21 protein-coding genes are annotated in these 22,420 nt (G+C 73.0%); 8 read left to right on the top strand and 13 right to left on the bottom strand.

The genetic code is table 11. The features are described 5' to 3' along the window. Positions 1-495, top strand: a 495-nt coding sequence (locus ACZ6TV_RS24575) for a transposase (protein ID WP_465299578.1), incomplete at its 5' end; no start/stop codon positions are given. Positions 496-536: 41 nt separating this feature from the next. Here ACZ6TV_RS24575 and ACZ6TV_RS24570 read toward each other — a convergent pair. Genes ACZ6TV_RS24570 through ACZ6TV_RS24525 form a run of 10 tightly spaced genes read right to left on the bottom strand, consistent with a single transcriptional unit; the run spans position 537 to position 11,318 of the window. Beyond that, positions 537-1,040, bottom strand: a complete 504-nt coding sequence (locus ACZ6TV_RS24570) for a flavin reductase family protein (RefSeq protein ID WP_465299577.1) — start codon at positions 1,038-1,040, stop codon at positions 537-539. Beyond that, positions 1,037-2,188, bottom strand: a complete 1,152-nt coding sequence (locus tag ACZ6TV_RS24565) for an LLM class flavin-dependent oxidoreductase (protein ID WP_465299576.1) — start codon at positions 2,186-2,188, stop codon at positions 1,037-1,039. The genes ACZ6TV_RS24570 and ACZ6TV_RS24565 overlap by 4 nt, the downstream gene beginning before the upstream one ends. After that, positions 2,188-3,405 carry an SfnB family sulfur acquisition oxidoreductase gene (locus ACZ6TV_RS24560; protein WP_465299575.1) on the bottom strand — a complete coding sequence of 406 codons (1,218 nt, stop codon included), beginning with the start codon at positions 3,403-3,405 and terminating at the stop codon, positions 2,188-2,190. Before ACZ6TV_RS24560 ends, ACZ6TV_RS24565 begins: the two co-directional genes overlap by 1 nt. After that, positions 3,402-4,568, bottom strand: coding sequence for an acyl-CoA dehydrogenase family protein (locus ACZ6TV_RS24555; RefSeq protein ID WP_465299574.1), 1,167 nt, complete (start codon positions 4,566-4,568; stop codon positions 3,402-3,404). Before ACZ6TV_RS24555 ends, ACZ6TV_RS24560 begins: the two co-directional genes overlap by 4 nt. Continuing rightward, the gene (locus ACZ6TV_RS24550) at positions 4,565-6,223 is read right to left on the bottom strand and encodes a dipeptide ABC transporter ATP-binding protein (RefSeq protein WP_465299573.1); all 1,659 of its coding nucleotides are present in this window, start codon (positions 6,221-6,223) and stop codon (positions 4,565-4,567) included. The genes ACZ6TV_RS24555 and ACZ6TV_RS24550 overlap by 4 nt, the downstream gene beginning before the upstream one ends. Then, positions 6,220-7,059: an ABC transporter permease gene (locus ACZ6TV_RS24545; RefSeq protein ID WP_465299572.1), complete on the bottom strand. Its 840-nt coding sequence runs from the start codon at positions 7,057-7,059 to the stop codon at positions 6,220-6,222. Before ACZ6TV_RS24545 ends, ACZ6TV_RS24550 begins: the two co-directional genes overlap by 4 nt. Further along, entirely contained in the window at positions 7,056-8,006 is a 951-nt protein-coding gene (locus tag ACZ6TV_RS24540; RefSeq protein ID WP_465299571.1) for an ABC transporter permease, read from the bottom strand. Before ACZ6TV_RS24540 ends, ACZ6TV_RS24545 begins: the two co-directional genes overlap by 4 nt. Continuing rightward, a complete protein-coding gene (locus tag ACZ6TV_RS24535; RefSeq protein WP_465299570.1) occupies positions 8,003-9,619 on the bottom strand; it encodes an ABC transporter substrate-binding protein in 1,617 nt (538 codons plus the stop codon). The genes ACZ6TV_RS24540 and ACZ6TV_RS24535 overlap by 4 nt, the downstream gene beginning before the upstream one ends. Next, positions 9,616-11,022: an LLM class flavin-dependent oxidoreductase gene (locus tag ACZ6TV_RS24530; protein WP_465299569.1), complete on the bottom strand. Its 1,407-nt coding sequence runs from the start codon at positions 11,020-11,022 to the stop codon at positions 9,616-9,618. Before ACZ6TV_RS24530 ends, ACZ6TV_RS24535 begins: the two co-directional genes overlap by 4 nt. Continuing rightward, positions 11,019-11,318 carry a hypothetical protein gene (locus ACZ6TV_RS24525; protein ID WP_465299568.1) on the bottom strand — a complete coding sequence of 100 codons (300 nt, stop codon included), beginning with the start codon at positions 11,316-11,318 and terminating at the stop codon, positions 11,019-11,021. The genes ACZ6TV_RS24530 and ACZ6TV_RS24525 overlap by 4 nt, the downstream gene beginning before the upstream one ends. Positions 11,319-11,485: 167 nt before the next feature. Between ACZ6TV_RS24525 and ACZ6TV_RS24520 the strand changes: the two genes are divergently transcribed. The 4 genes from ACZ6TV_RS24520 (at position 11,486) to ACZ6TV_RS24505 (ending at position 16,859) form a co-directional block, all read left to right on the top strand. Next, positions 11,486-12,652: a LysR family transcriptional regulator gene (locus ACZ6TV_RS24520; RefSeq protein WP_465299567.1), complete on the top strand. Its 1,167-nt coding sequence runs from the start codon at positions 11,486-11,488 to the stop codon at positions 12,650-12,652. A 640-nt stretch (positions 12,653-13,292) separates the two neighbouring features. Beyond that, positions 13,293-14,462 (top strand): sensor histidine kinase, encoded by a 1,170-nt coding sequence (locus ACZ6TV_RS24515; RefSeq protein ID WP_465299566.1) that lies wholly within the window; start codon positions 13,293-13,295, stop codon positions 14,460-14,462. A 27-nt stretch (positions 14,463-14,489) separates the two neighbouring features. Next, complete coding sequence (locus ACZ6TV_RS24510; RefSeq protein WP_465299565.1) at positions 14,490-15,161, top strand: response regulator transcription factor; 672 nt, start codon at positions 14,490-14,492, stop codon at positions 15,159-15,161. A gap of 129 nt (positions 15,162-15,290) precedes the next feature. Next, positions 15,291-16,859: a methyl-accepting chemotaxis protein gene (locus ACZ6TV_RS24505; RefSeq protein ID WP_465299564.1), complete on the top strand. Its 1,569-nt coding sequence runs from the start codon at positions 15,291-15,293 to the stop codon at positions 16,857-16,859. On the opposite strand, the gene ACZ6TV_RS24500 is transcribed toward ACZ6TV_RS24505, so the two are convergent. Continuing rightward, the gene (locus ACZ6TV_RS24500; protein WP_465299563.1) at positions 16,828-17,922 is read right to left on the bottom strand and encodes a lysylphosphatidylglycerol synthase transmembrane domain-containing protein; all 1,095 of its coding nucleotides are present in this window, start codon (positions 17,920-17,922) and stop codon (positions 16,828-16,830) included. The two genes, ACZ6TV_RS24505 and ACZ6TV_RS24500, sit on opposite strands and share 32 nt — an antisense overlap. Before the next feature lie 285 nt (positions 17,923-18,207). Between ACZ6TV_RS24500 and ACZ6TV_RS24495 the strand changes: the two genes are divergently transcribed. After that, positions 18,208-18,417 (top strand): S1 RNA-binding domain-containing protein, encoded by a 210-nt coding sequence (locus ACZ6TV_RS24495; RefSeq protein ID WP_465299562.1) that lies wholly within the window; start codon positions 18,208-18,210, stop codon positions 18,415-18,417. 59 nt (positions 18,418-18,476) lie between these two features. On the opposite strand, the gene ACZ6TV_RS24490 is transcribed toward ACZ6TV_RS24495, so the two are convergent. Beyond that, entirely contained in the window at positions 18,477-19,322 is an 846-nt protein-coding gene (locus ACZ6TV_RS24490; protein WP_465299561.1) for a hypothetical protein, read from the bottom strand. A gap of 79 nt (positions 19,323-19,401) precedes the next feature. On the opposite strand from ACZ6TV_RS24490, the gene ACZ6TV_RS24485 reads away from it, so the two are divergent. Beyond that, positions 19,402-20,988: a methyl-accepting chemotaxis protein gene (locus tag ACZ6TV_RS24485; protein WP_465299560.1), complete on the top strand. Its 1,587-nt coding sequence runs from the start codon at positions 19,402-19,404 to the stop codon at positions 20,986-20,988. Here ACZ6TV_RS24485 and ACZ6TV_RS24480 read toward each other — a convergent pair. Then, a complete protein-coding gene (locus ACZ6TV_RS24480; protein ID WP_465299559.1) occupies positions 20,985-21,593 on the bottom strand; it encodes a lysophospholipid acyltransferase family protein in 609 nt (202 codons plus the stop codon). The two genes, ACZ6TV_RS24485 and ACZ6TV_RS24480, sit on opposite strands and share 4 nt — an antisense overlap. Positions 21,594-21,637: 44 nt before the next feature. On the opposite strand from ACZ6TV_RS24480, the gene ACZ6TV_RS24475 reads away from it, so the two are divergent. Further along, complete coding sequence (locus tag ACZ6TV_RS24475; protein WP_465299558.1) at positions 21,638-22,216, top strand: TetR/AcrR family transcriptional regulator; 579 nt, start codon at positions 21,638-21,640, stop codon at positions 22,214-22,216. Positions 22,217-22,420: the final 204 nt, after the last annotated feature.

The following is a 22,420-nucleotide window of genomic DNA, read 5'->3' as shown; positions in this document are numbered from 1 at the left end:
CGCGGGGGCACGCCGGTGGTGTCGGTGACCGCCGCCGGTAACGTCCGGGTCTCGGTGGCGGGTCTGGTCTGCTACCGGCCCGGTGACCGCTCGCGCCTGATCTACCGCACCATGCTGCACCGGGGCCGCAAAGGTGAACCGAAAGGCTTCCGGGAGAACGACTTCGCCCGGATGCTCGACGCCGCTCACCAGCAGCTTCACGGACCGATCATCCTGATCTGGGACGGTCTCAACACCCACAGGTCCGCCCGGATGCGCACGCTGATCGCCGCCCGGCCATGGCTGCGCGCCTACCGGTTACCGGGCTACGCCTCCGAGCTCAACCCGACCGAGAAGGTCTGGTCGGCACTGAAACGCAGCCTGGGCAACCTCGCCACCCGGACCGCCACCGCCCTGGAACACACCGTCAAGAACCGCCTCAAACGCATGCAATACCGCCACGGCCTCTTCGACAGCTACCTCACCGCCACCGGCCTATCCCCACCCAAACCCTGACCCCGAAAGGTCTCTAGAGGGCGCCGCGACCAGAGGGCGCCTTAGAGCGTGAGGCGGCCGAAGCGGCTGCGGTGGAAGACCAGCGGCGACGGGTCGGGCAGGGCCGAGCGGCCCGCCGCGACCAGCCGCAGCAGGATGATGGTGTGGTCGCCGGCGGGCACCTCGTTGTAGATCGTGGTGTCGAAGTGGGCGAGCCCGTCGTCGAGGATGAGCGCGCCGTCCGCGGTCGCGGTGACGGGCAGCCCGTCGAAGCGGCGGTCGACGGCGCCGGCCAGCTGCCGGGCGACGGCCGAGTGGTGGTCGGCGAGGATCGTGACCCCCAGGTGGCCGGCTCGGCGCAGGTGCGGCCACGTCTTCGAGGTGTTCGCGATGCAGAACGACACCAGCGGCGGGTCGAGGCTCACCGACGTGAACGAGCTGGCCGCGAGGCCGATGGGGACGCCGTCGACGAGCGCGGCGACCGCCACGACGCCGCTGGGGAAGATGCCGAACACCTCGCGGAGCCGGGCGGGGTCGAGGTCCTGGTTGGTCCGTAGTGTGCTCATCGGGTCACCGCTCCTCCGAATGGCACCGATGGCGCCACCTCACGCGACGGGAATGGGTGCCGCCACAGACCGCGGGCGGCCAGTTCGGGAAGGACGCCCTCGCCGAAGCGGTACGCCTCCTCCAGGTGCGGGTAGCCGGACAGCACGAACTCGGTGACGCCGGCGTCGACGTACTGCTCGATGAGGTCGGCGATCTGCCGGTGGCTGCCGACGAGCGCGGTGCCCGCCCCGCCGCGGACGAGCCCGACCCCGGCCCACAGGTTGGGGTGGATCTCCAGGCCGTCCTTGGTGCCGCCGTTGAGGTCGAGCATGCGCCGCTGCCCCTCGGACTCGCTGCGCCGCAGCCCCTCCTGTACCTTGCGGATCTGCTCCTCGGAGATCCCGGCGAGCAGCCGGTCCGCCTCGGCCCAGGCCTCCTCGGCGGTGTCCCGGGCGATCGTGTGCACCCGCAGCCCGAAGCGCGGCGAACGGCCGAGGTCGGCGGCGAGGTCACGGACCCGGCGCACCTTCTCTGCGACGGCGGCGGGCGGCTCGCCCCAGGTGAGGTACACGTCGACGTGCCGGGCCGCGACGGCGAGCGCCGCCGGGGACGACCCGCCGAAGTACACCTGCGGCAGCGGATCGGGGAGCTGGGCGAGGACCGCGTCGGACAGCTGGAAGTACGCGCCCTCGAAGGTGACGGGTTTGCCGGTCCACAGGTCCTGCACGATCGACAGGAACTCGCCGCAGCGTTCGTAGCGGGCGTCCTTGTCCAGGAAGTCGCCGTACATGCGCTGCTCGTGGCTCTCGCCGCCGGTGACGACGTTGAGCAGCAGCCGTCCGCCGGACAGGTTCTGGAACGTGCCGGCCATCTGCGCGGCGAGGAACGGCGCGGTGAGGCCGGGGCGGAACGCGACGAGGAACTTCAGCCGCTCGGACACGCTGGCGATCATGGCGGTGGTGATCCAGGCGTCCTCGCACCACGCCCCGGTCGGGGTGAGCGCGGCCTCGAAGCCGAGCTGCTCCGCGGAGCGGGCGATCTGGCCGAGGTAGGGCACGGAGGCGGGGCGGCCGGCGGCACCGGCGGGGGTGCCGTGTCCGCCGCCGACGACCTGCCGGCCGTCGCCGCCGTTGGTGGGCAGGAACCAGTGGAACTTGAGGTCGGTCATCACGCCTGTCCGTGGTTTGGGGGTGGGGTACCGTCGACGGCCCAGCGGCCGAGGTGCTGGATCTTCCACGCGGTCGGGTCGTGGAGGGTGTGGGTGCGGGCGTTGCGCCAGTGCCGGTCGAGGCCGAGCCCGGCGGCGGCGGACCGGGTGCCGGCCACCTCGAAGAGCCGGCTGCCGGCGTCGACGGCGGCCCGGCTGGTGGCGGCCCGCGCGGCGGCGACGGCGAGCGAGGCGTCGGCGGTGCGGTCGGCGGCGTCGGCGCGGTCGGCGGCCAGTGCGGTGTCGGCCCGGTCGATCGCCCGGGCGGCCTCGGCGAGCAGTGCCTCACCGGCCCGGACCGCCAGCTCGAGCTCGCCGAACGCGTGCACCACCAGGGGGTCGTCGGCCGCCCGGTCGACCTGCGCGTCCGGGTACGGCCGGCTGCGCTCACGCACGAAGCGGGCCGCCTCGAGCACCGCGGCCCGGGCGATCCCGGCGTCGATGGCGGCGTGCAGCACCTGCGCGAACGCGCCGTAGGTCTGCGGCCCGTCGAACGTCACCGAGTACGGGGTGATCAGCGCGTCGTCGACGAGCACGTCGCGCAGCACGACGGAGCCGCTGGCGGTGGTCCGCTGCCCCAGGCCGTCCCAGTCGTCGACGACCTCGACCCCGGCGGCGTCGCGCGGGACCCACGCCACGTGCAGCGGCCCGTCCGGCCCCAGGTGCGCGAGGACCGGGATGCGGTGGGCGAGCAGCGCGCCGGTGGCGTAGAACTTGCGGCCGTTCAACCGCCGGCGACCCGCGCCGGCGTCGGTGAGGGTGGTCCTGATGTCGCGGACGTGTTTCGTGCCGACCTCCGACTGGGCGTTGCCGAAGCGGTGCCCGGCGAGCACCTCGGCGAAGAGGTGCCGCTGCTGGGCGTCGGTGCCGTGCCGGTGGAGGTGGCCGACGTAGGCGTAGTGGCTGTGCGGGATCTGCGCGATGTTCGGGTCGCCGGTGGCGAGCAGCCGGACGACCTCGGTGACCGTCTCGACGGGCAGGCCGGCGCCGCCGTGCCGGGCGGGCACGGTGATGGCGAGCAGCCCCGACGCGCCCAGCTCGTCCAGTTCCGCGACGGGCAGGACCCGGCGGGCGTCGCGGACGGCGGCGCCCTCGGCGAACCGCGCGGCGAGCCCGGCGGCGACCGACACGGCCTCCTGGGCGGTGAGCACGGGGACGGCGGTGAGCGTCCGCGTCACGAGCCCTCCCCCGCGCGTTGCCGCAGCGCGGCGTACGCGGCGCTGGGGGTGGTGCCGTCCAGCAGGTACTGCCCGACGATGCGGTCACGGTAGATCACCGGGTTGTGCGAGGCGAGGGTACGGGCGTTGCGCCAGTGCCGGTCGAGCCGGAACCGTTCGGTCACCGCCGAGGAGCCGCCGACCTCGAACAGCTCGGTGACGGCGTCCAGGACGAGCCTCGCGACGACCCCCTGCGCGCCGAAGACCGTGACGTCGGCGCGGTCGGCGTCACCGCTCTCGATGGCGGCGGCGGCCGACAGTACCGCGGCGGACGCGACGATCGAGGCGCCGGCGATGCGCCCGATCACCTGCTGCACCTGCGGATCCGTGGCGGGCGACGGGTGGGCCGGGTGGTGCAGGTTGCGGGTGCGGCCGTTGACGTAGGCCACCGTGTCGGCGACCGCGGCCTCGGCGATGCCGGCCAGGCTCGCCAGGTGTACCAGCTGGAACACCGCCGTCAGGGAGGACCTGGTCTCCTCGAAGGGCTCGACGTCCTCCGCCGCGACCGGCACGTCCTCGAACAGGGTGGTGCCGCTGCCGGTGAGCCGCTGGCCGAAGCCGTCCCAGTCGTCGATGCGGGTGACGCCCGGCGCGGTCGCGGGGACGAGGACGTTGGCCGTGCCGTCCTCGGTCGCGGCCGTGGTCTGGATCCAGTCGGCGAAGAGGCTGCCGGTGGAGTAGTACTTGCGGCCGTCCAGCCGCCGGCTGTCGCCGTCGCGGCGCAGCGTGCTCTCGGGCGTGAACCAGGAGGTGCTGGCCCGTTCGCTCTGCGCGTTGCCGACGATGACGCCGGCGGCGACGCGGCGCAGCCACCGCTCGCGGACCTCCGGGTCGGCGTGCGTGCGGCGGCTCTCGACGAAGCCGATGTGCCCGCGCAGCAGCTGCGGCAGGTTCGAGTCGGCCTTGCCCAGCGCGATGAGCTGCTCGGCGAACTCGGGCAGGGTCGCGCCGAGGCCGCCGTGCTCGACGGGGACCCGCAGCTTCGTGAACCCCGCCTCGCGCAGCTGGTCGACCTCCTCGGCCGGCAGCCGGCGGTCGGCCTCACGCTCGACGGCGCCCGCGGCGATCCGGGCGAACACGGGCGCGAAGCGCTCGGTGAAGGTGGAGGTGGTGGAGGACGTCATGCCGACCTCAGCCGCGGGACCGCCGTCAGCAGCTGGCGCGTGTAGTCGTGCCGCGGGCGTTCGAAGACGTCGGCGGCGGTGCCGTGCTCGACGACCCGGCCGTCCTTCATGACCAGGATCCGGTCGCTGACATGGTGGATGACTCCGAGGTCGTGGGAGATGAACAGGTAGCTGACGCCGAGGTCGTGCCGCAGGTCGGTGAGCAGGTCGAGGACCTGCGCCTGGATCGACACGTCGAGCGCGGACACCGGCTCGTCGCAGACGATGACGGCCGGCTCGGGCGCGAGCGCCCGGGCGATCGCGACCCGCTGCCGCTGCCCGCCGGACAGCCGCAGGGGCGCGGCGTCGAAGTGGGCGGCGCCGAGCCCGACCTGTTCGAGGAGCCGCACGGCGCGCTCGCGGGCCTCGGTCCTGGAGCCCGGCGGGCGGTCGCCGGTGCCGAGCGCGTCGACGAGGATGCGGCCGACGGACCAGCGCGGGTCGAAGGAGCTGTGCGGGTCCTGGTAGACGACGCCGACCTGGTTGCGCAGCGGCCGGCGCCCGGTGGTGGTGAGCGCCGACCACGGCTCGCCGCGCAGGAGCACCTCGCCCGAGGTCGCCGCCAGCAGGGCGAGGGCGATGCGGGCGGTGGTGGTCTTGCCGGAGCCGGACTCGCCGACGATGCCGAGGGTCTCGCCGCCGAACAGTTCGAAGGACACGTCGTCGACGACGGTCCGGTCGACCTTGTCGGGGCCGCGGAACACCTTCGTGAGGTGCCGCGCCGAAAGGACCGGCCGGCCACGGTCGACCGCCCTGGGTGCTCGTGGCACCGTGGACGGTCCGCTGAGCCTGGTGCCGCGGGTGTGCTCCGACGGGATCGCCGCCAGGAGCATCCGCGTGTAGTCGTGCCGCGGGTCGTGCAGGACCTGGGCGGCCGGGCCGTGCTCGACGAGGTCGCCGTCGCGCATGACGGCGACCTCGTCGGCGAGCCGCGCCACGACGGACAGGTCGTGGCTGATCAGGATGATCGACGTGCCGCGCGCCTTGGACGCGGCGAGCAGGTCGAGGACCTGCGCCTGGACGGTGACGTCGAGCGCCGTCGTCGGCTCGTCGGCGATGAGCAGCGGCGGGTCGAGGGCGATCGCCGACGCGATCAGGGCCCGCTGCCGCAGCCCGCCGGACAGTTCGTAGGGTCGTTGCCGCGCGCGTACCGCCGGCTCCGGCACGCCGACCTTGCCCAGGAGCTCGACGGCCTTGGCGGCGCGTCCGGCGCGGTTGCCCTGGCCGTGGATCCGCAGCGGCTCGGCCACCTCGTCGCCGACGCGGCGCAGCTGGTCGAGGGAGACGAGCGCGTCCTGCAGGACGAACCCGACCCGCCGGCCGCGCACGCCCCGCCACGCCCGCTCGGAGGCCCGCAGCAGGTCGGTGCCGTCGAGGTCGATCGTGTCGGCGGTGACCCGGGAGTTCGGGCCGGTGAGCCCGACGAGGGTGCGGGCGGTGACGCTCTTGCCGGACCCGGACTCGCCGACGATGGCGAGGCACTGCCCGGCCTTCGCCTCGAAGCTGATGCCCTTGACGACCTCCGTGCCGCCGAACGCGACCCGCAGGCCGTCGACCCGCAGCAGCGCCGTCTTCGTCAGCGGCGGGCTGACGGTCCGTTCGTCCACTGCGGTCATCGGGCGGCTCCTCCGAGTCGGTGCTGCAGGGTGCGGCCGAGCGAGGTCACGGACAGCGCCACCAGGACGATGACGACGCCGGGAAGGATCTCCAGCCACCACGACGTGGTGATGTGCAGCCGGCCCGCGTCGAGCAGGGCGCCCCACTCGGAGCTGGGCGGGGCCACGCCGAGGCCGAGGAACGACAGCGCCGACGCCCACACGATCGACTGCCCGACGCCGAGGGTGGCGACCGCGACCAGCGGCCGCATCGCGTTGGGGAACAGGTGCCGGCGCACGACGGTGAGCCGGCCGTGGCCGAGCGCGGTGGCCGCCTCGATGAACCCGGCCTGCCGCACCGCGAGGACCTGCCCGCGGATCATCCGGGCGTACCCGGGCGCGGACCCGATCCCGACGGCGACGATCGACGTGGCGAGGGACGGGCCGCGCACGGCGATGACGAGCAGCGCCAGCAGCAGCGACGGGAACGCGAACGCGACCTCGAGGAAGCGGGTGATGGCCGCGTCGACGACCCCGCCGGCGAGGGCCGCGGTGAAGCCGAGCGCGATGGCGAACGCGAACGCCAGGGCGGTCGCGCCGAGGCCGAGCCCGAGGGACTCGCGGGCGCCGTAGATGACCCGGGTGAGCAGGTCTCGGCCGGCGTCGTCGGTGCCGAACGGGTGCTGCCACGACGGTGCCCGCAGGGTCGCCCTCAGGTCGATCGCGGTCGGGCTGTCGCTGGTGAGCAGCGCCGGTGCCAGCGCGGCGACGACCACGAAGCCGACCAGCAGCAGGGAGAGGACCGTGCCGAGCCTCGGGACCCGGACATCGCGTGCGGTCGCGGTGATCGTCGTCATGGCGTCACCGCCGTGCGCAGCCGCGGGTCGATCAGCGCGTACGCGAGGTCGACCAGGAGGTTCGCGACCACGTAGACGGCCGCGACGACCAGGACGATCCCGGACACCGTCGGCAGGTCGCGGGTGTTGACGGCGGTGACCAGCACCTGCCCGATCCCGGGCCGGCCGAAGATGTTCTCGGCGATGACGGCGCCGGAGACGAGCGCGCCGAGCGCCCACCCGGACAGCGTGACCGCGGGCAGGATCGCGTGCCGCAGCACGTGCCGCAGCCGCACGCCGAGGTCCGACATCCCGCGGGTGCGGGCGGTGGTCACGAACGGCTGCTGCAGCACCTGCTCGAACTCGTCGCGGGTCACCTGCCCGAGGAACCCCGCGAGAGGGATCGCCAGGGTCAGCACCGGCAGCACGGTCCCCAACGCGCTGGTGCCGCCGATGATCGGGAACACCCGCAGCTGCACGGCGAACACGACGAGCAGCACGACGCCGACCCAGTAGTGCGGCAGGCTGGCCGTGAGCGCCTCCCAGGTGGTGCCGAGGCCGGTCAGGAACCGGCCCCGCTTCACGGTCAGCAGCGTGATGCCGAGCGCGAGGACCCAGGCGACGAGCAGCGCGGCGCCGGTCAGCGTGAGGCTCGGCAGCAGCTGTCCGCCGATGACGTCGACGACCGGCCGTTTCTGCGTGTACGACGTGCCCAGGTCGCCGTGCAGCAGCCCGTTGAGGTAGTCCAGGTACTGCACGACGACCGGGTCGTCGAACCCGAACCGCTCGTTGAGCGGCGCCAGTTCCTCGGCCGTCCACTTCTTGTCCTGCCCGGTCTGCAGGTTCATCAGCGTGTTGGCCCGGTCGCCCGGCACGGCCAGCTGGGCGAAGAACGTGACCGACGCGGCGGCCACGATCACCGCGATCGACGCCAGGGCCTTGAACGCCACCCGGATCACGGTGCTCATCCGGTGAAGTACGCGTCGGAGAAGACCGGCTCGCCCTGGCTCTTCTCGAGCCACACGTTCTTGAGGTTCTGGGCGACGGCGTAGGTGGAGTTCTGCGTGTACAGGCCGATCCCGGCCGCGTCGTCCTGGATGATCTGCTGCGCCTGGCCGTACAACGCGTTGGCCTTCGTGACGTCGGCCTCGGAGTTCGCCTGCTGGATCACCGTGGACAGCTGCTCGTTGTTGTAGAAGGACCGGTTGCTGCCGTTCGGCGCGGCCACCGTCGAGGGCCGCCAGACGATCCACAGGATCGACGGCGCCGGGCTGGTCCAGTAGGACGGGGTGGCGTCGAACGTGCTCGGGTCGGAGTACTTGCCGCCCCACAGCTCGGCCTGCGTCGCGGGGATGAGCTTCACGTCGAAGCCGACCTGCTTCCACTGCTCCTGCAGCACCTGCAGGACGGTGGCGCCCTCCTGGGTGAAGATGAAGCCGGAGCCGTAGACGAGCTTGATGGTGAGCGGCTGCCCGTCCTTGGTGCGGACCTTCTCGCGGTTGCGGCCCGTCCAGCCGGCCTCGTCCAGCAGCTGGTTGGCCTTGGCCTGGTCGAAGGCGTAGGCCTTGGCCGCATCGGCGTTGTAGCCGGGCGTGGCCTGGCTGACGGCGGGGTTGCCCTCGTAGGGGATCACGCCGTGGAAGCCCGCCTCGACGGCGGCCTTGCGGTCCGCGCCGTAGGCGAACGCCTTGCGCACCGCCGCGTCGGTGAACGGGCCGGTCTTCGTGTTGATGTAGAACGAGACCGGCTTGCCGGGCGTGATGTAGCGGATCGTCTGGTACCGCGCCGTCGCGTCCTTCCAGTTGACCGTCGGCACCTCGTACACGACGTGCGACTCACCGGTGCTCAGCGACGCGTACCGGGAGACGCCGTCGGCGATGAACTTCCAGCGGACCTCGTCGACGATCGCCGGGCCCTCGTGCTTCGCGGTGGCCGGCCAGGACGTGTACGCCGGGTTCTTGGCGAGGACGACCTCCTCGCCGTGCTTCCATTCCTTGACGGTGAAGCCGCCGGAGCCGATCGGCTTCTCGCAGTTCTCCTTCTCCGTGCGGGCCTTGAACGCGGTCGGCGACTGGATGCCGAAGTAGCCCTGGGTGATCAGCGTCAGGAACGGCGGGAACGGCTTGCTCAGCGAGATCTCGACGGTCCTGGCGTCCACGGCCTTGGCGCCCTTGAAGTACGGGTCGATGGAGACCTTCGCGGTGCTGTTGCCGCCCTTGTTCTCCCACAGGTCGAAGTTCCACGCGACCGCCTCGGCGTCGACGGGGGTGCCGTCGGTGAACTTGACGCCGTCCTTGAGTGTGAACGTGTAGGTGAGGCCGTCCGCGGACACCGCCCACTTCGTCGCCAGCCACGGCTGGACGCTGCCGTCCTCGGCGAGGGTGACCAGTCCGTCGAGGACCTGCCGGGAGATGTACGCCTGCTGGATCCAGCCGCCGAAGATGCACGGCGGCTCCTGGACGTGCCCGTAGATGATCGTGCCGCCGGTCTTCGGCGTGCCGCCGTTCTGCGCTTCCGCGGCGCCGCACGCGCTCAGCGCAACGGCCGCGAGCACGACAAGCGACTTCACTTTCGTCGTCACTGTGGTTCCTTCGCTCTGGGAGGGTCGGTGATGCCGCTGACCGGTAGGTGCGCGCCGCCGCGGTACCGGGCGCCGAAATGCCGCTCGGGCAGCCGGTCGCCGTCGCCGAAGATGCGGTCGCGGAGGGTCTCGCGCTCGTCGTACGTCCCGCGCAGGCGCCCTCGCTCGCGCAGGACGGGCACGACGAGCTCGATGAAGTCGCGGGCGGTGTCGAGGGAGTGGTACTGCAGCAGGTTGATGCCGTCGATGCCGATCTCGTCGAGCCAGCGCTCGATCTCGTCGGCGACCTGTCCCGGGTCGCCGACGGCGAGCAGCGGCTGGCGGCCGAGGTCGCCGAAGCCTTCGAGGAGCTCGCCGACGGTCTGCTCGGGGTCGATGACGCGGAAGCGGCTGACCCGGCCCTCGCCGGTGGCGACGTCGCCGACCTTCGTGTCCGGCGGGTACGCGGTCGGGTCCCACGGCAGGCCCGCGTGGGCGAGGTAGCCGTCGGCGCTGGCGAGCTCCTGGAAGCGGGCGAACTTCTCCTTCGCCTCATGCTCGGTGGGCGCGACGACGACCCCGGCGATGGTGACGAACTTGACGTCGCCGGCGCGCCGGCCGGCCTCGACCGCGGCGGCGCGGATGCCCGCGATCGTCTTTTGCAGCGCCTCGACGGTCGGCCCGCCGGTGAAGACGACCTCGGCGTGCTTGCCGGCGAACACGGTGCCGGCGCTGCTCGCGGTCGCGGTGAACAGCACCGGGGTCCGCTGCCGGCTCGGCGACGGCAGGTGCGGGCCCTCCACCTGGAAGTACGGTCCACTGTGGTGGATCGGGCGGATCTTCGCAGGGTCGGCGAAGACGTTGCCCTCGCGGTCGGCGACGATCGCGTCGTCGTCCCAGGAGCCTTCCCACAGCTTGTAGAGCACGTCGAGGTATTCGTCGGCGAGCTCGAAGCGGTGGTCGTGCTCGACCTCGCCGTCGTGGCCGAAGTTGCGGGCCGCGTTGGGCAGGTAGGACGTGACGATGTTCCAGCCGACCCGGCCCTTGGTGAGGTGGTCGAGGGTGCTGGCCCGGCGCGCCCAGGCGAACGGCGGCTCGTAGGTGGTGGAGAAGGTGATGCCGAAGCCGAGGTGTTTCGTCACGGCGGCCATCGCCGGCACGACGGAGGCGGGGTCGTTGTTCGGGATCTGCAGGCCTTGCCTGACGGCGGTGGCCGCGGAACCCCGGAACGTGTCGTAGGTGCCGACGACGTCGGCGAGGAAGACCGCGTCGAAGCCGCCCTCCTCCAGCAGCACGGCGAGCTCGGTCCAGTACTCGATGTCGTTGAAGCGCTCCCGGTTGTTGTCCGGCAGCCGCCACAGCCCGTGGGTGATGTGGCTGACGCAGTTCATCTCGAACAGGTTGAGGATCAGCCGTTTCGTCATGCCGTCGCTCCTACGCTCTTGCGGTACCGGGCGGCGGGGTGCGTCGGCGGGAGCCGGTCGCCGTGGCCGAACAGCTTCTGGCGCAGGGTGCCTTCGCGGTACTCGCGCCGGGCGAGACCACGCTCGCGCAGCACCGGGATCACGTGGTCGACGAACTCCTCATAGCTGCCGGGGATCTCGGCGTTGACGACGTTGATCCCGTCGACGCCCGCGGCCCGCCAGCGCTCCAGCTGGTCGGCGATCTGCTCGGGGGTGTTCATCACGAACGCGGCGAAGTGCAGGGGACGTGCGGGCATGCGTCTCTCCAGTACGGCTGACGGATCGGCGTCCTCGGTGACCCCTTGGTTATCTCGGTAAATACTATAGACTTAGTAGGGTATTGAAGCGCAAGCCCCCTCATGGAAGGCGTTGTCGACCCCCCGGCCGCCGTCCCCTTTCACCCTTGTCGAGTTCGGGAGTACGCATGCGCATCGAGCAGCTGGCCTACCTGGCGGCGGTCACCCGGCACGGCTCGCTGCGCCGCGCGAGCGAGCAACTGCACGTGTCCCAGCCCGCGCTGAGCGAGGCGATCCGCAAGCTCGAACAGGAGCTCGGCGTGACCCTGCTGGACCGGCACCGCTCCGGCGCCCGGATCAGCGCCGCCGGGCAGGAGCTGCTCCAGCCGATCGTCGACGTCCTCGAATCCGTCGACCGGCTCAAGGCGGCCGCCGGCAACCAGCGCACCACCCGCCGCCCGCTGCGGATCGGCACCGTCAACGCCGGCACCGCCGCCCTGGTCCTGCCCGCCGTGCGCGCCTTCCAGTCCGCCGACAGCGGCGCCGTCGTCGAGGTCCGCAACCTCCAGCAGGACGAGATCCAGGTGTCACTCGCCGAGGGCACCCTCGACCTGGGCCTGGTCAACCTCCTCGACGGCGACGACGTGCCGCCCGACCTGGAGGCGACGCCGCTGCTCACCGGCCGCCCCGCCGCGGTCCTGCCCGCCGGCCACCCGCTGACCGCCGCCCCGTCGGTGACCGCCGACGACCTGCGCGCCGAACGCTTCGTCGCGATGCGCTCCGGCTACCTCATGCACCGCTTCGCCCACCGCCTCTTCGGCGCCGACCTCCCGGCCCGCTGGCACTCCACCGACGGCGCCGAGATGGGCAAGATGATGGTCGCCGAGGGCATCGGCCTCACCGTCCTGCCCGACTACAGCGTGCACGGCGACCCGCTCGAACGCGCCGGCCTCATCGTCACCAGACCCCTGCGCGGCGACTCCACCGTCATCACGATGGCCGCCCTGCACCGCCGCCGCCCGCGCCTTCCCGCCCCCGTCCACACCCTGCTCACCCACCTGCGCACCCGCGCCCGCGCGGTCGGAGGAAGCCACCGGCTCAGATCGCGCGCGGCTGACGGGTCAGCCTGGTCGACCCGACCTGGCAGACGAGCGCCGGCGTCTTCAGCGCCCACGGGTCATCCTTCGTTCCGGCCGGCATGCCCCGACTGTAGGCCCCCGGGCGGCGTGCCACGGGCCGGACCGGCACGGTTCCTCCGCCGTGCCGCGAACGTCGCCGCGCCGGCGGCGTTGAGGGCGACGCCCCACAGCGCGAACACCGTGAGCCATTGCAGCCAGGCCTGCGGGGTCATCTGACCGGACAGGAGGTGGCGCGCCGTCTCGTACGGGGTGAGCCACGCGCGTGCCGCGCCGTCCAGGGCGAGCCACAGCACGAACGGCAGGAACGTGGCGGGGAACGCCAGCCACGGGGACCGCACCAGCAGCGCCATGCCCGTGCCGACCAGCTCGGCGAGCACCTGCACCAGCACGCCGCCGAGGACGACGACCGGGGTGTCCCGCCACGAGCCGCCCGTCGTCAGCGCGCAGATCAGCACGCCGTACCCGCCGACGGCGGCGGCGACCAGGACCGCGGCCAGCACGGTCGGCGCGAGGCGGCTGGTCCCAGGTGCGCGGCGCAGGTCGGCGATCAGCAGGATGCCCAGCAGCGGCACGGTCACCGACATGACGCTCTGCACCGGATCGCTGAGCTCCGCGAAGGAACGGTCAGGGATGAGGGCGGCGGCCGCGCCCAGCAACAGCGTCACCGCTGCCAGGCACCGCCTCGGCCACGTCCCCACGCATCGCCGGATGATGTGCCACATCGAAACCACCTCCGTCGCATCGATGCGGCCAGCATGCCTCGCGCGCCGGCGCGGCCGCACGGGTCGAAAGACCGGTGCGACGACCCGACTTTGGTAGGTGCCGCCGGGGACGCCGCACCTCGTAGGCTGCGGGCATGTCCGGTCTGCTGTTCGCGCTGCTCGTGCCCGAGCCCGGGGACACACCCGGGACCCGGCTGCGCGACAGGGTGGCGGACGGCGTCGCGATCGCCCTGGCGGTGTTCTACGGCGCGCTGATGGTGCCGCTCGGGGACGCGACCAAGCCCGGCGCGTTCATCCCGTGGCAGGTCGACGTCGCCGTCGGCGTCCTGTGTGTGTCCGCGCTGGTCGCACGGCGGCGTCATCCGCGGACCGTGGCGCTGGCGCTGCTGCCGTTCGGGGCCGTGTCCGTCATGGCGAACGGTGCGGTCACCGCCGCGTTGTTCACGGTCGCCGTCCGGCACCGGGTGGGGGTGGTGCTGTGGTTCGGCGTGGCGAACGTCGCCACGTCCGCCGGGTATTTCGCGTTGCAGGACGACCCGCCGTTCCCGCTGTGGGTCGACCTGCTCGTCCGGACGGTCGTGACCGCCGCGGCGATCGGGTGGGGGCTGTTCGTGCAGGCGTACCGGCGGCTGACCCAGTCGCTGCGCGACCACGCCGCGCGGCTGGAGTCCGAGCAGCTCCTGCGGGTCGAGCAGGCCAGGCTGACCGAGCGCACCCGGATCGCCCGGGAGATGCACGACGTCCTCGCCCACCGGCTGTCGCTGATCAGCCTGCACGCGGGCGCGCTCGAGGTCCGCACCGACGCGCGGCCGGAGGAGACGGCGCTGGCCGCCGGGGCGATCCGGGGCAGCGCGCACGAGGCGCTGCAGGAGCTCAGGACGGTGTTCGGTATCCTGCGGGACCGGCCGGAGCCGCCGCAGCCGGGCCTCGGCGACCTGCCCGACCTCGTCGACACCGCCCGCGCGTCGGGCCAGCCCGTGACCTACACGTGCCGGGTCCCGCAGGACGGGCCGGCGGTGATGCTCGGGAGGACGGCGTACCGGTTCGTGCAGGAAGCCCTGACGAACGCCCGCAAGCACGCGCCCGGCAGCGAGGTGCGGGTGCTCCTCGACGGCGCGGCCGGCGACGAGCTGCGCATCACGGTCACGAATCCGGTCGCGGGACCGGCCCGGTCCGCGATCCCGGGCTCCGGTCTCGGTCTCGTCGGGCTCCGCGAGCGGATCGCGCTGGCCGGCGGCCGGGTCGAGCACGGCGTCGCCGACGGCACGTTCCGCCTCCAGGCATGGCTGCCATGGCCGGCATGACCTCCGGGCGGCGCTGCCGTGGCTGACGTGACCCGCCCGATCCGGCTGGCCATTGTGGACGATGATCCGCTGGTGCGGGCGGGGCTGCGGATTCTGATGGGTGGATCGCCCGACATCGAGGTGGTCGCGGAGGCCGGTGACGGCGAGGAGGCCGTGACCGTCGCGGCCGCCCACTGGCCCGACGTGATGCTCATGGACATCCGCATGCCACGGATCGACGGTCTCGTCGCCACGCAGCGGATCCGGGCCCGGCCGTCGCCGCCGCAGGTGATCGTCCTGACCACGTTCAACGCCGACGACTACGTGCTGGCGGCGCTGCGCGGCGGGGCCAGCGGGTTCCTGCTCAAGGACACCCCGCCCCGCGACATCATCGCCGCGGTCCGGACGGTCGCGGGAGGTGCGGGCATCCTGTCCCCCGCCGTGATCCGCAAGCTCATCGACCACGTCGCCGACCCGCTCGCCGGGCCGCGGCGGGCCAGGGCGCGCGCCCGGCTGGCCACGCTGACCGACCGTGAGCACGAGGTGGCCCTGGCACTCGGCCGGGGGCTGACCAACGCCGAGATCGGTGCCGTGCTCGGCATGAGCGTCCCCACCGCCAAGGGCCACGTCTCCCGGCTGCTGTCCAAGCTGGACCTCAACAACCGCGTCCAGGTGGCCCTGCTCGTCCACGACGCCGAGGTCATGCCGTTCGGCACATGACCCGCTCCCGCGCGAACGCCCAGGTCAAGCTGGTGGCCCGATCATACTCAGCAACCCGCCCGCAACGCCGATGTACCGGGCGAGATCCCGGGAACGAGCCCGTGGCGATCGGTGTGATGGGGGATCCGCATGGGCATGTTCGCCAACCTGGGCATCGTGCAGAAGATCGGCGTGCTGTGCGTCGCGGGCGTCGTCATCTCTGCGACCACGGGCGGCGTCGGGATCGCGGCGCAGGTCACGCTCGGCAACCAGGCCGAGATCGTGCGGGACCTGCAGGACGCCAGCGGGCTCATGCACCACCTCGACACGCGGGAGGCGGAGCTCAAGGTCGACGCGTACCGGGCCCTGGCGGAGGAGGACATCGCCCCGATCATCGCGGACCTGCCGGACGACCTGGCGTCGGTCACGGACACGATCGCCGAGCTGGACAAGCTCGATCTTCCGGCCGATGTACGGGCGGCGATCGACGACATCAAGGCCGACGCGCTCCAGTTCAACGAGTTCATCGACACGTTCGTGCGGGATGCGCAGAAGGACCAGGCGTCGGTGCGGGCGCGGGAGCCCGAGATCGCCGAGCGCAACCACGCGGTCGACGACAAGCTCGGCGCGTTGCAGGACAACATCGACGCGCACGTCACGAAGGAACGCGACACGATGACGTCCGCGCAGACGACGGCCCGGTGGGCGACGATCGGCGTGATCCTCATCGGGATCGTGTTCCTGCTGCTGCTGTCGGTGCCGGTCATCCGGGCCATCGGCGGGCCCGTCCGGCGGGTCCGCGCGGTCCTCGAGGGGCTCGCCGAGGGCGACCTGACCCGCCGGGCGCAGATCAAGGGCCGGGACGAGATCGGGCAGATGGCCGCCCACCTCGACGCCGCGCTCGACAGCATCGGCCGGTCGATCCGCGAGGTCAGTACCAGCTCCGACACCCTCGCGGCGGCGTCGCACAACCTGTCGGAGGTCAGCGAGGGCATCTCCGGCGCCGCCGAGGCGTCCAGCCGCGAGATGCACGGCGCGTCGGACGCGTCCGGTGAGGTGTCCCGGCACGTCGCCACGATCGCCGCCGGCGCGGAGGAGATGGGCGTGTCGATCCAGGAGATCGCCCGCAACGCCGCCAACGCCGCCGGGGTGGCCAGCGGCGCGGTCCGGGAGGCGGCCGCGGCCAACGAGAAGGTCGACCGGCTCGCCGCGTCGTCCGACGAGATCGGCTCGGTCCTGAAGCTCATCACGTCGATCGCCGAGCAGACGAACCTCCTCGCCCTGAACGCCACCATCGAGGCGGCCCGGGCCGGCGAGTCCGGCAAGGGGTTCGCCGTCGTCGCCAACGAGGTCAAGGAGCTGGCCCAGGAGACCGCGAAGGCGACCGAGGACATCCACCAGCGGGTCACCGCGATCCAGGCCGACACCGCCGCCGCCGCGGAGGCGATCCGCCGGATGGGCGACGTCGTCGAGGAGATCAACCAGTACCAGGCGACGATCGCCTCCGCCGTCGAGGAGCAGTCGGCGACCACGGCGGAGATGAGCCGGTCGGTCTCGGAGGCGGCGATGGGCGCGGACCGGATCGCCGGCAGCATCTCCGGCGTCGCGACCGCCGCGGCCACCACCACCCGCGGTGTCGGCGAGGCGAAGGGCGCCGCGGCCGGCCTGGCGCAGATGTCCCAGGACCTCAGGACCCTCGTCGGCCAGTTCCGCCTCTGACACCCGGCAAGCCCGGAATGTCCGGCGAGAGGAATGGTCGATCGACGACCGGGCCGGGCCGGCCGGGAGCCCCGAGGCACAGGACGACCGGCAGGCCGGCCAGCGCGATCAACCAGCAGGACAGCAGCCGGTACGCGAGGACCGCGGCCGTGGCGCCCGCGGGGTCGGCGCCGGTGGCGATCAGCGAGGCCAGGAGGCTCGCCTCGACGAGCCCCGCACCACCGGCTACGAGCGGGATCTGCCGGACGAGCTGCCCGGTGAGGTACGCGCCGACCAGGGCCGTCGTGGCGGTGCCGAGCCGGTACGCCTCGGCGGCCGCGACGAAACAGGCCAGGTCGAACAGCCGGCGCGCGACGGCCGCGCCACCGGCGGTCAGCCAGTACCGGCCGGGCAGCGACAGGCAGGCATGGAACGTCTCCACGCCGAGGCGGACCAGGGCGTGCGCGCCGCGCCGCAGCGGCCCGGCGGACCGTTCGGCGACGCCGCCGGGGCGCCGCGCCCCGCGAGCCAGCCGGCGGCGGGCGAGGACGGCGGCCGGCCACAGCAGCACCGCGGCGGCGACGGCGACCAGCAGGCCGGTCGCGCTCAGGTCGGTGACGGACCAGGCGACGTACACCAGCACGATGGCGGCGCTCGCCTGCACACTGGCCAGGGCCGTGGTGGCGAGGGCGTGCGCGCTGGTGAGCCCGTGCAGGCGGAACTGCCGGACGGCGAACGCGGTCGACACCGGGCCACCGGCCGGCATCGCGGTGGACAGGGCGGTGCGCGCGAGCGACACGCCGACGGCCTTCACGTTGGACATCGCCCCGCCGTAGGCGGCCAGGAGGTGGCGCTGCTGCACGGCGTACATGAGCACCGATCCGGCCTGGACCAGCAGCGCCGCGGAGATCCACCACCACTGGGCGTCGACCAGCGACCGCAGCAGCGTGCCGGGCTCGGGCAGGGACCGGCGCAGCAGGGCGAACGCCACCGTCACCGCGGCCAGGGTGAGCCCGAACCCCACCCATCGCGGCCAGGCCCGGGTCCGCGGTGCGGCGGTGATGCTGATCAGGGCAGTGCTCATGTGCGTACGGTGCGGCAACGAGATGATGTCCGCCTGAACACGACGAGTCACGTCGATATCCGGCCCGCTGCCGCCCGATGTTGCCCGCGGGTGGAGTCCCTGGCGATGTCGTCTCTTCAGAGTGTACGCGGGGCGGTATGATGCCCGGGTGACTGCCGGGTCGGCCGAGTGCCGCGCACAGACTAGGCATCCGGCAGTTCGTTGAGCTGCCGGCGGGCCCGTGGCCCGCCCCCTCCTCCAGCACCGCCCGCAGAAGCGGAGCCTGCTGAGGAAGGAGGTGATCGCATGTCCCGCTTTGAAGACTTCCGCATCGGCGACGTCGTCGACGGTGAGGTGGCCGGCGAGGTGCCGTTCGGCACGTTCGTCCGGTTCGCCGACGGCGTCGACGGCCTGCTGCCGGGTGTGACCGGGCTGCGGCCCGGCGCGTCTGTGACCGTGCGCGTCCTGGACAAGGACGCCGAGCGCCGGCGCGCCAGCCTGGAGCTGGCCGAGTAGTGCGAGCGGGTGCCCGTGCCGCGGGCACCCGCTTGTCGGCGGGTTGGTGGCGTGGACGCTCACCCGTCCGTCTCGTACTGGTCGCGCACCTCCACCGCGATGAACGCCTCGCCGTCCGGGGTCAGCGCGTAGTCCAGTCGCGCCACGGTCTCGTCGTACACCGCCAGCCCGACGACGACGCCGTCCCCGTGCGCAGCCTCGTCCAGCGCGGCCTCGTCCAGCGCGGGGTCGTCGCCGCCGAGTCGTTGCCAGCGCAGCGAAGGATCGTCCGCCGGGACCGACCGGGCCGAGGCACCGACGGCGCACAGGACCGCGAGCAGGACGATCGGTGCCATGTCGGCGACGACCAGCGACCGGCTGTCCACGGCGCCGGCCAGCGTCGCGGTGTCGGGCAGCAGCAGCTCCGGGTCGATGGCGGGCCGCCAGCCCTCCGCGCACACGTCCAGCGCGAACCGGCGGGTCGCCTCGACGATGACCGCGGGCGCGCCGAGCTCCTCCAACGTGGCGGTCCTGGCCACCGCCCGGGCGAGGGTGGTGCGCACGACGACCGGCAGCCGCGGCGTCGCGGTCAGCCGGGCGACCGGCACCGCGAGCGCGCCGGCGGCGGCCGCCAGTTCGGCGGGGTCGACCGCCGTACGCTCGGCGAGCAGCGCCGCCTCGAACGCCGGCAGCCGGTCGCGCAGGAACGTCTCCAGCGCCCCGGTCCGCGCCGGGAACAGGTCGCCGACGTCCTGCGGCACGACGACCTGTCGTTGCGCGGCGGCCGCCCGGACCGCGGCGTCGAGCGCGACGGCGTCGGCCGCGGCGACCGGGAAGACGTGCGGCCCGGGCGGGAAGATCCCGTGCGCCATGCCTGCCGCGTCGACACAGAACGTCTCGATGCTCCGGGTCGTCATGCTCGTCATGTGTACAGCGTCGCCGCCGTCAGCGGGGAATCTGAGGAAGTCTCATCCGCGACGGGTGTGGCGTCCTACGGTGGATGCTGTGGCTCTGCGTGATCTGAGTGTGAACGTCAGGATTCTCGCCGCGGTGCTCGTCGCGGTGCTGGTGGCGCTCGTCAACGGCGTGCTGGCGATATCGGCCCTCGGTGACGCGAGCGACGCGGCGCAGCACATCTACCGCGCGAACGTGGCGAGCGCCAGCGCCGTCGGCGAGATCCGGCTGCTGTCCGCGCAGACCCGCGTCGATCTGGCCAACCACGCCATCTCCCACGGCGACGCCACCAACCAGGAGAAGTACGCCAAGGACTTCGCCACCGACGTCGCGAAGTTCACGGCGGCGCTGACCGCGTACCGCAACAGCGAGCACGCGGGGCCGGCCGAGATCCTCGACGAGCTCGAGTCCAGCTGGAACACGTTCATCCAGGTCGCGCAGACGAAGCAGCTGCCCAACGGCCAGAAGGGCGACCTCGCGGCCTGGCTGGAGGTCCGCAACACGCAGGTCGCCCCGGTCTTCGCGACGATCAACCAGGACCTGGAGCGCCTGGAGATCGCGGAGGCGACCGCGGCCGCCGCGTCGGCGGGCGCCGCGGCCGACTCCTACAGGTCGAACCGGACCGCGGCGATCGTCCTGCTCAGCGCCGGGATGCTCGGCGCGCTCGCCCTCGGCCTGTTCGTGGCGCGCGGCATCGTGAAGTCGCTGCGCCGGGTGGAGCTGGTGTGCGAGGGCCTCGCCGACGGGGACCTGACCCGCAGCACCGGGCTGAGGTCACGCGACGAGCCGGGCCGGATGGGGCAGGCGCTGGACGCCGCGACGGCCCGGCTGCGGCAGACGGTGTCGACGATCGACGGCTCCGCGAACCGGCTGGCCGGCGCGTCGGACCGGATGGCGGGCGTGGCGACCAGGATCGCCTCGTCGGCCGAGGAGACCTCGACGCAGGCGCAGACCGTCGCCGCCGCCGCGGAGGAGGTGTCGCGCAGCGTCGACACGGTCTCCGCCGGCAGCGAGGAGATGGGCGCGGCGATCCGGGAGATCGCGCAGAACGCCAGCGAGGCGGCCCGGGTCGCCAACGAGGCCGTCCACATCACCGAGCAGACGTCGGCGACGATGAGCCGCCTCGGCGACTCGTCCGCGGAGATCGGCAACGTCATCAAGGTCATCACGTCGATCGCCGAGCAGACCAACCTCCTCGCCCTGAACGCGACGATCGAGGCGGCCCGCGCGGGCGAGGCCGGCAAGGGCTTCGCCGTCGTGGCGTCGGAGGTCAAGGACCTGGCCCAGGAGACGGCCCGCGCCACCGAGGACATCTCCCGCCGCGTCCAGGCGATCCAGGACGACACGACCGGCGCGGTCGCCGCCATCGAGCAGGTGTCGGCGGTCATCGCCCGCATCAGCGACTTCCAGACCACGATCGCGTCCGCCGTCGAGGAGCAGACGGCGACGACGTCGGAGATGAGCCGCAGCGTCACCGAGGCCGCCGCCGGCACGGGCGAGATCGCGCAGAACATCACCGGTGTCGCCGAGGCGGCCCGCCTGACCAGCGCCGGGGTCACCGAGTCGGAACAGGCGACCGCCGACCTGGCCCGCATGTCGGGCGAGCTGACCGACCTCGTCGGCACGTTCCGCTATTAGACGGTGTTGTACCGGCCGGCGCGTTCTTGACCGGACAGGGCGCCGATCGCGGCCATGACGTCGTCGGTGGCGGCGCGGCGGTCGCGGGCGTCGGCGGGGCTGCCCGCGCAGTGCAGCGGCGCACCGAAGCGGACCGTGACCCGGGCCGTGATCCAGGGCAGGCCCGGCAGCGCGGCCGTGCCCGCCAGGGCGACCGGGACGACCGGGACCCTCGCGGTGAGGGCCAGCCAGCCGACGCCGGTGCGGCCACGGTACAGCCGGCCGTCGCGCGACCTGGTGCCCTCCGGGTAGATGCCGAACGCGCGGCCCTCGGCGAGCACGTCCGCGGCGGTGTCGAGGGCATCCTGGGCGGCCCGCCCGTCGCCGCGGCGGACCGGCACGGCCCCGGTGGCGCGGAACCACCAGCGGCGCACCGGGCCGCGCTCGAAGTACTCGGCCTTCGCCAGGAACACGACCCGCCGCGGGACGACGAGCGGGATGACGACGCTGTCCCAGAACGACAGATGGTTGCCGGCGATGATGACCGCCCCGCCGCGCGGCACGTGCTGGAGGCCTTCGACGCGCGGCCGGTACAGGAGGGAGAAGAGCAGTCGCAGGAGGGGCATCGGCCGAATATAGCGTCCGAACGGTCGGACGCTATAGTGGTGTGATGAGCCCCCGCCGAACCGTCGCCGAGGCCCGCTCGACCCGGGCCGGCATCGTCCGGCACGGCGTGGACGTCGCGTCCGTCGAGGGCCTCGAGGGGCTGACCATCGGGCGGCTCGCCGCGGACCTCGGCATGAGCAAGTCCGGGATCCTCGGCCACTTCGGCGACAAGGAGACCCTCCAGCTGGCCGTCGTCGAGCTGGCCGCCGACGAGTTCTGGCGCGACGTCTGGGAGCCGGTCGCCGGCACCGCGGCCGGACTGCCGAGGCTGCGCGCGGTCGCCGGGTCGTGGCTGCGGTATCTCACCGGGGACCGGCCGCCGGGCGGCTGCTTCTTCATGGCCGCCGGGCCCGAGTTCGACGACCGGCCGGGCCCGGTCCGTGACGCGGTCGCCGGCGCCGCCGGCCGCTGGCACCGCGAGCTGCTGCAGCAGGCGCGGCTCGCCGGCTGCTTCGACGACGCGGAGCAGGTCGTGTTCGAGCTGGGCGGCATCATGCTCGCGCTGCACGCCGGGCACCGCCTGCGCCGCGACCCGTCCGCCGCCGCCCGCGCCGGCAAGGCGGTCGCCCGCCTGCTCGGATGAAGTCCCGCGCAACGGGGCGCACGAAGCCCGCGCAGCCCAGCTCACAAACCTCGCGCGGCTCAACCGATCGGAGGTCCGCACAGCTCACCCCATCGAGGTCCGCGCAGCCGACGAAGGCCGCGCGGCTCAACTCACGAAGCCGCGCGGCTTCAGCTCGCAGAGGCCCACGCAGCCAGCGGAGGTCCGCGCGGCACGAGCAAGTCC

The sequence above is a fragment of the Dactylosporangium sp. NPDC051087 genome (assembly GCF_055586325.1).
Note: the sequence above shows the minus strand (reverse complement) of the source record. Positions and strands in the feature narration are given on the sequence as shown.

Bases quoted from the DNA above. Each gene is read 5' to 3' on its own strand.
- ACZ6TV_RS24570 (WP_465299577.1), bottom strand. From the start codon at position 1,040: ATGAGCACACTACGGACCAACCAGGACCTCGACCCCGCCCGGCTCCGC.
- ACZ6TV_RS24565 (WP_465299576.1), bottom strand. From the start codon at position 2,188: ATGACCGACCTCAAGTTCCACTGGTTCCTGCCCACCAACGGCGGCGAC.
- ACZ6TV_RS24555 (WP_465299574.1), bottom strand. From the start codon at position 4,568: ATGACGTCCTCCACCACCTCCACCTTCACCGAGCGCTTCGCGCCCGTG.
- ACZ6TV_RS24550 (WP_465299573.1), bottom strand. From the start codon at position 6,223: ATGACCGCAGTGGACGAACGGACCGTCAGCCCGCCGCTGACGAAGACG.
- ACZ6TV_RS24545 (WP_465299572.1), bottom strand. From the start codon at position 7,059: ATGACGACGATCACCGCGACCGCACGCGATGTCCGGGTCCCGAGGCTC.
- ACZ6TV_RS24540 (WP_465299571.1), bottom strand. From the start codon at position 8,006: ATGAGCACCGTGATCCGGGTGGCGTTCAAGGCCCTGGCGTCGATCGCG.
- ACZ6TV_RS24530 (WP_465299569.1), bottom strand. From the start codon at position 11,022: ATGACGAAACGGCTGATCCTCAACCTGTTCGAGATGAACTGCGTCAGC.
- ACZ6TV_RS24525 (WP_465299568.1), bottom strand. From the start codon at position 11,318: ATGCCCGCACGTCCCCTGCACTTCGCCGCGTTCGTGATGAACACCCCC.
- ACZ6TV_RS24520 (WP_465299567.1), top strand. From the start codon at position 11,486: ATGCGCATCGAGCAGCTGGCCTACCTGGCGGCGGTCACCCGGCACGGC.
- ACZ6TV_RS24515 (WP_465299566.1), top strand. From the start codon at position 13,293: ATGTCCGGTCTGCTGTTCGCGCTGCTCGTGCCCGAGCCCGGGGACACA.
- ACZ6TV_RS24505 (WP_465299564.1), top strand. From the start codon at position 15,291: ATGGGCATGTTCGCCAACCTGGGCATCGTGCAGAAGATCGGCGTGCTG.
- ACZ6TV_RS24500 (WP_465299563.1), bottom strand. From the start codon at position 17,922: ATGAGCACTGCCCTGATCAGCATCACCGCCGCACCGCGGACCCGGGCC.
- ACZ6TV_RS24495 (WP_465299562.1), top strand. From the start codon at position 18,208: ATGTCCCGCTTTGAAGACTTCCGCATCGGCGACGTCGTCGACGGTGAG.
- ACZ6TV_RS24490 (WP_465299561.1), bottom strand. From the start codon at position 19,322: ATGACGAGCATGACGACCCGGAGCATCGAGACGTTCTGTGTCGACGCG.
- ACZ6TV_RS24480 (WP_465299559.1), bottom strand. From the start codon at position 21,593: ATGCCCCTCCTGCGACTGCTCTTCTCCCTCCTGTACCGGCCGCGCGTC.
- ACZ6TV_RS24475 (WP_465299558.1), top strand. From the start codon at position 21,638: ATGAGCCCCCGCCGAACCGTCGCCGAGGCCCGCTCGACCCGGGCCGGC.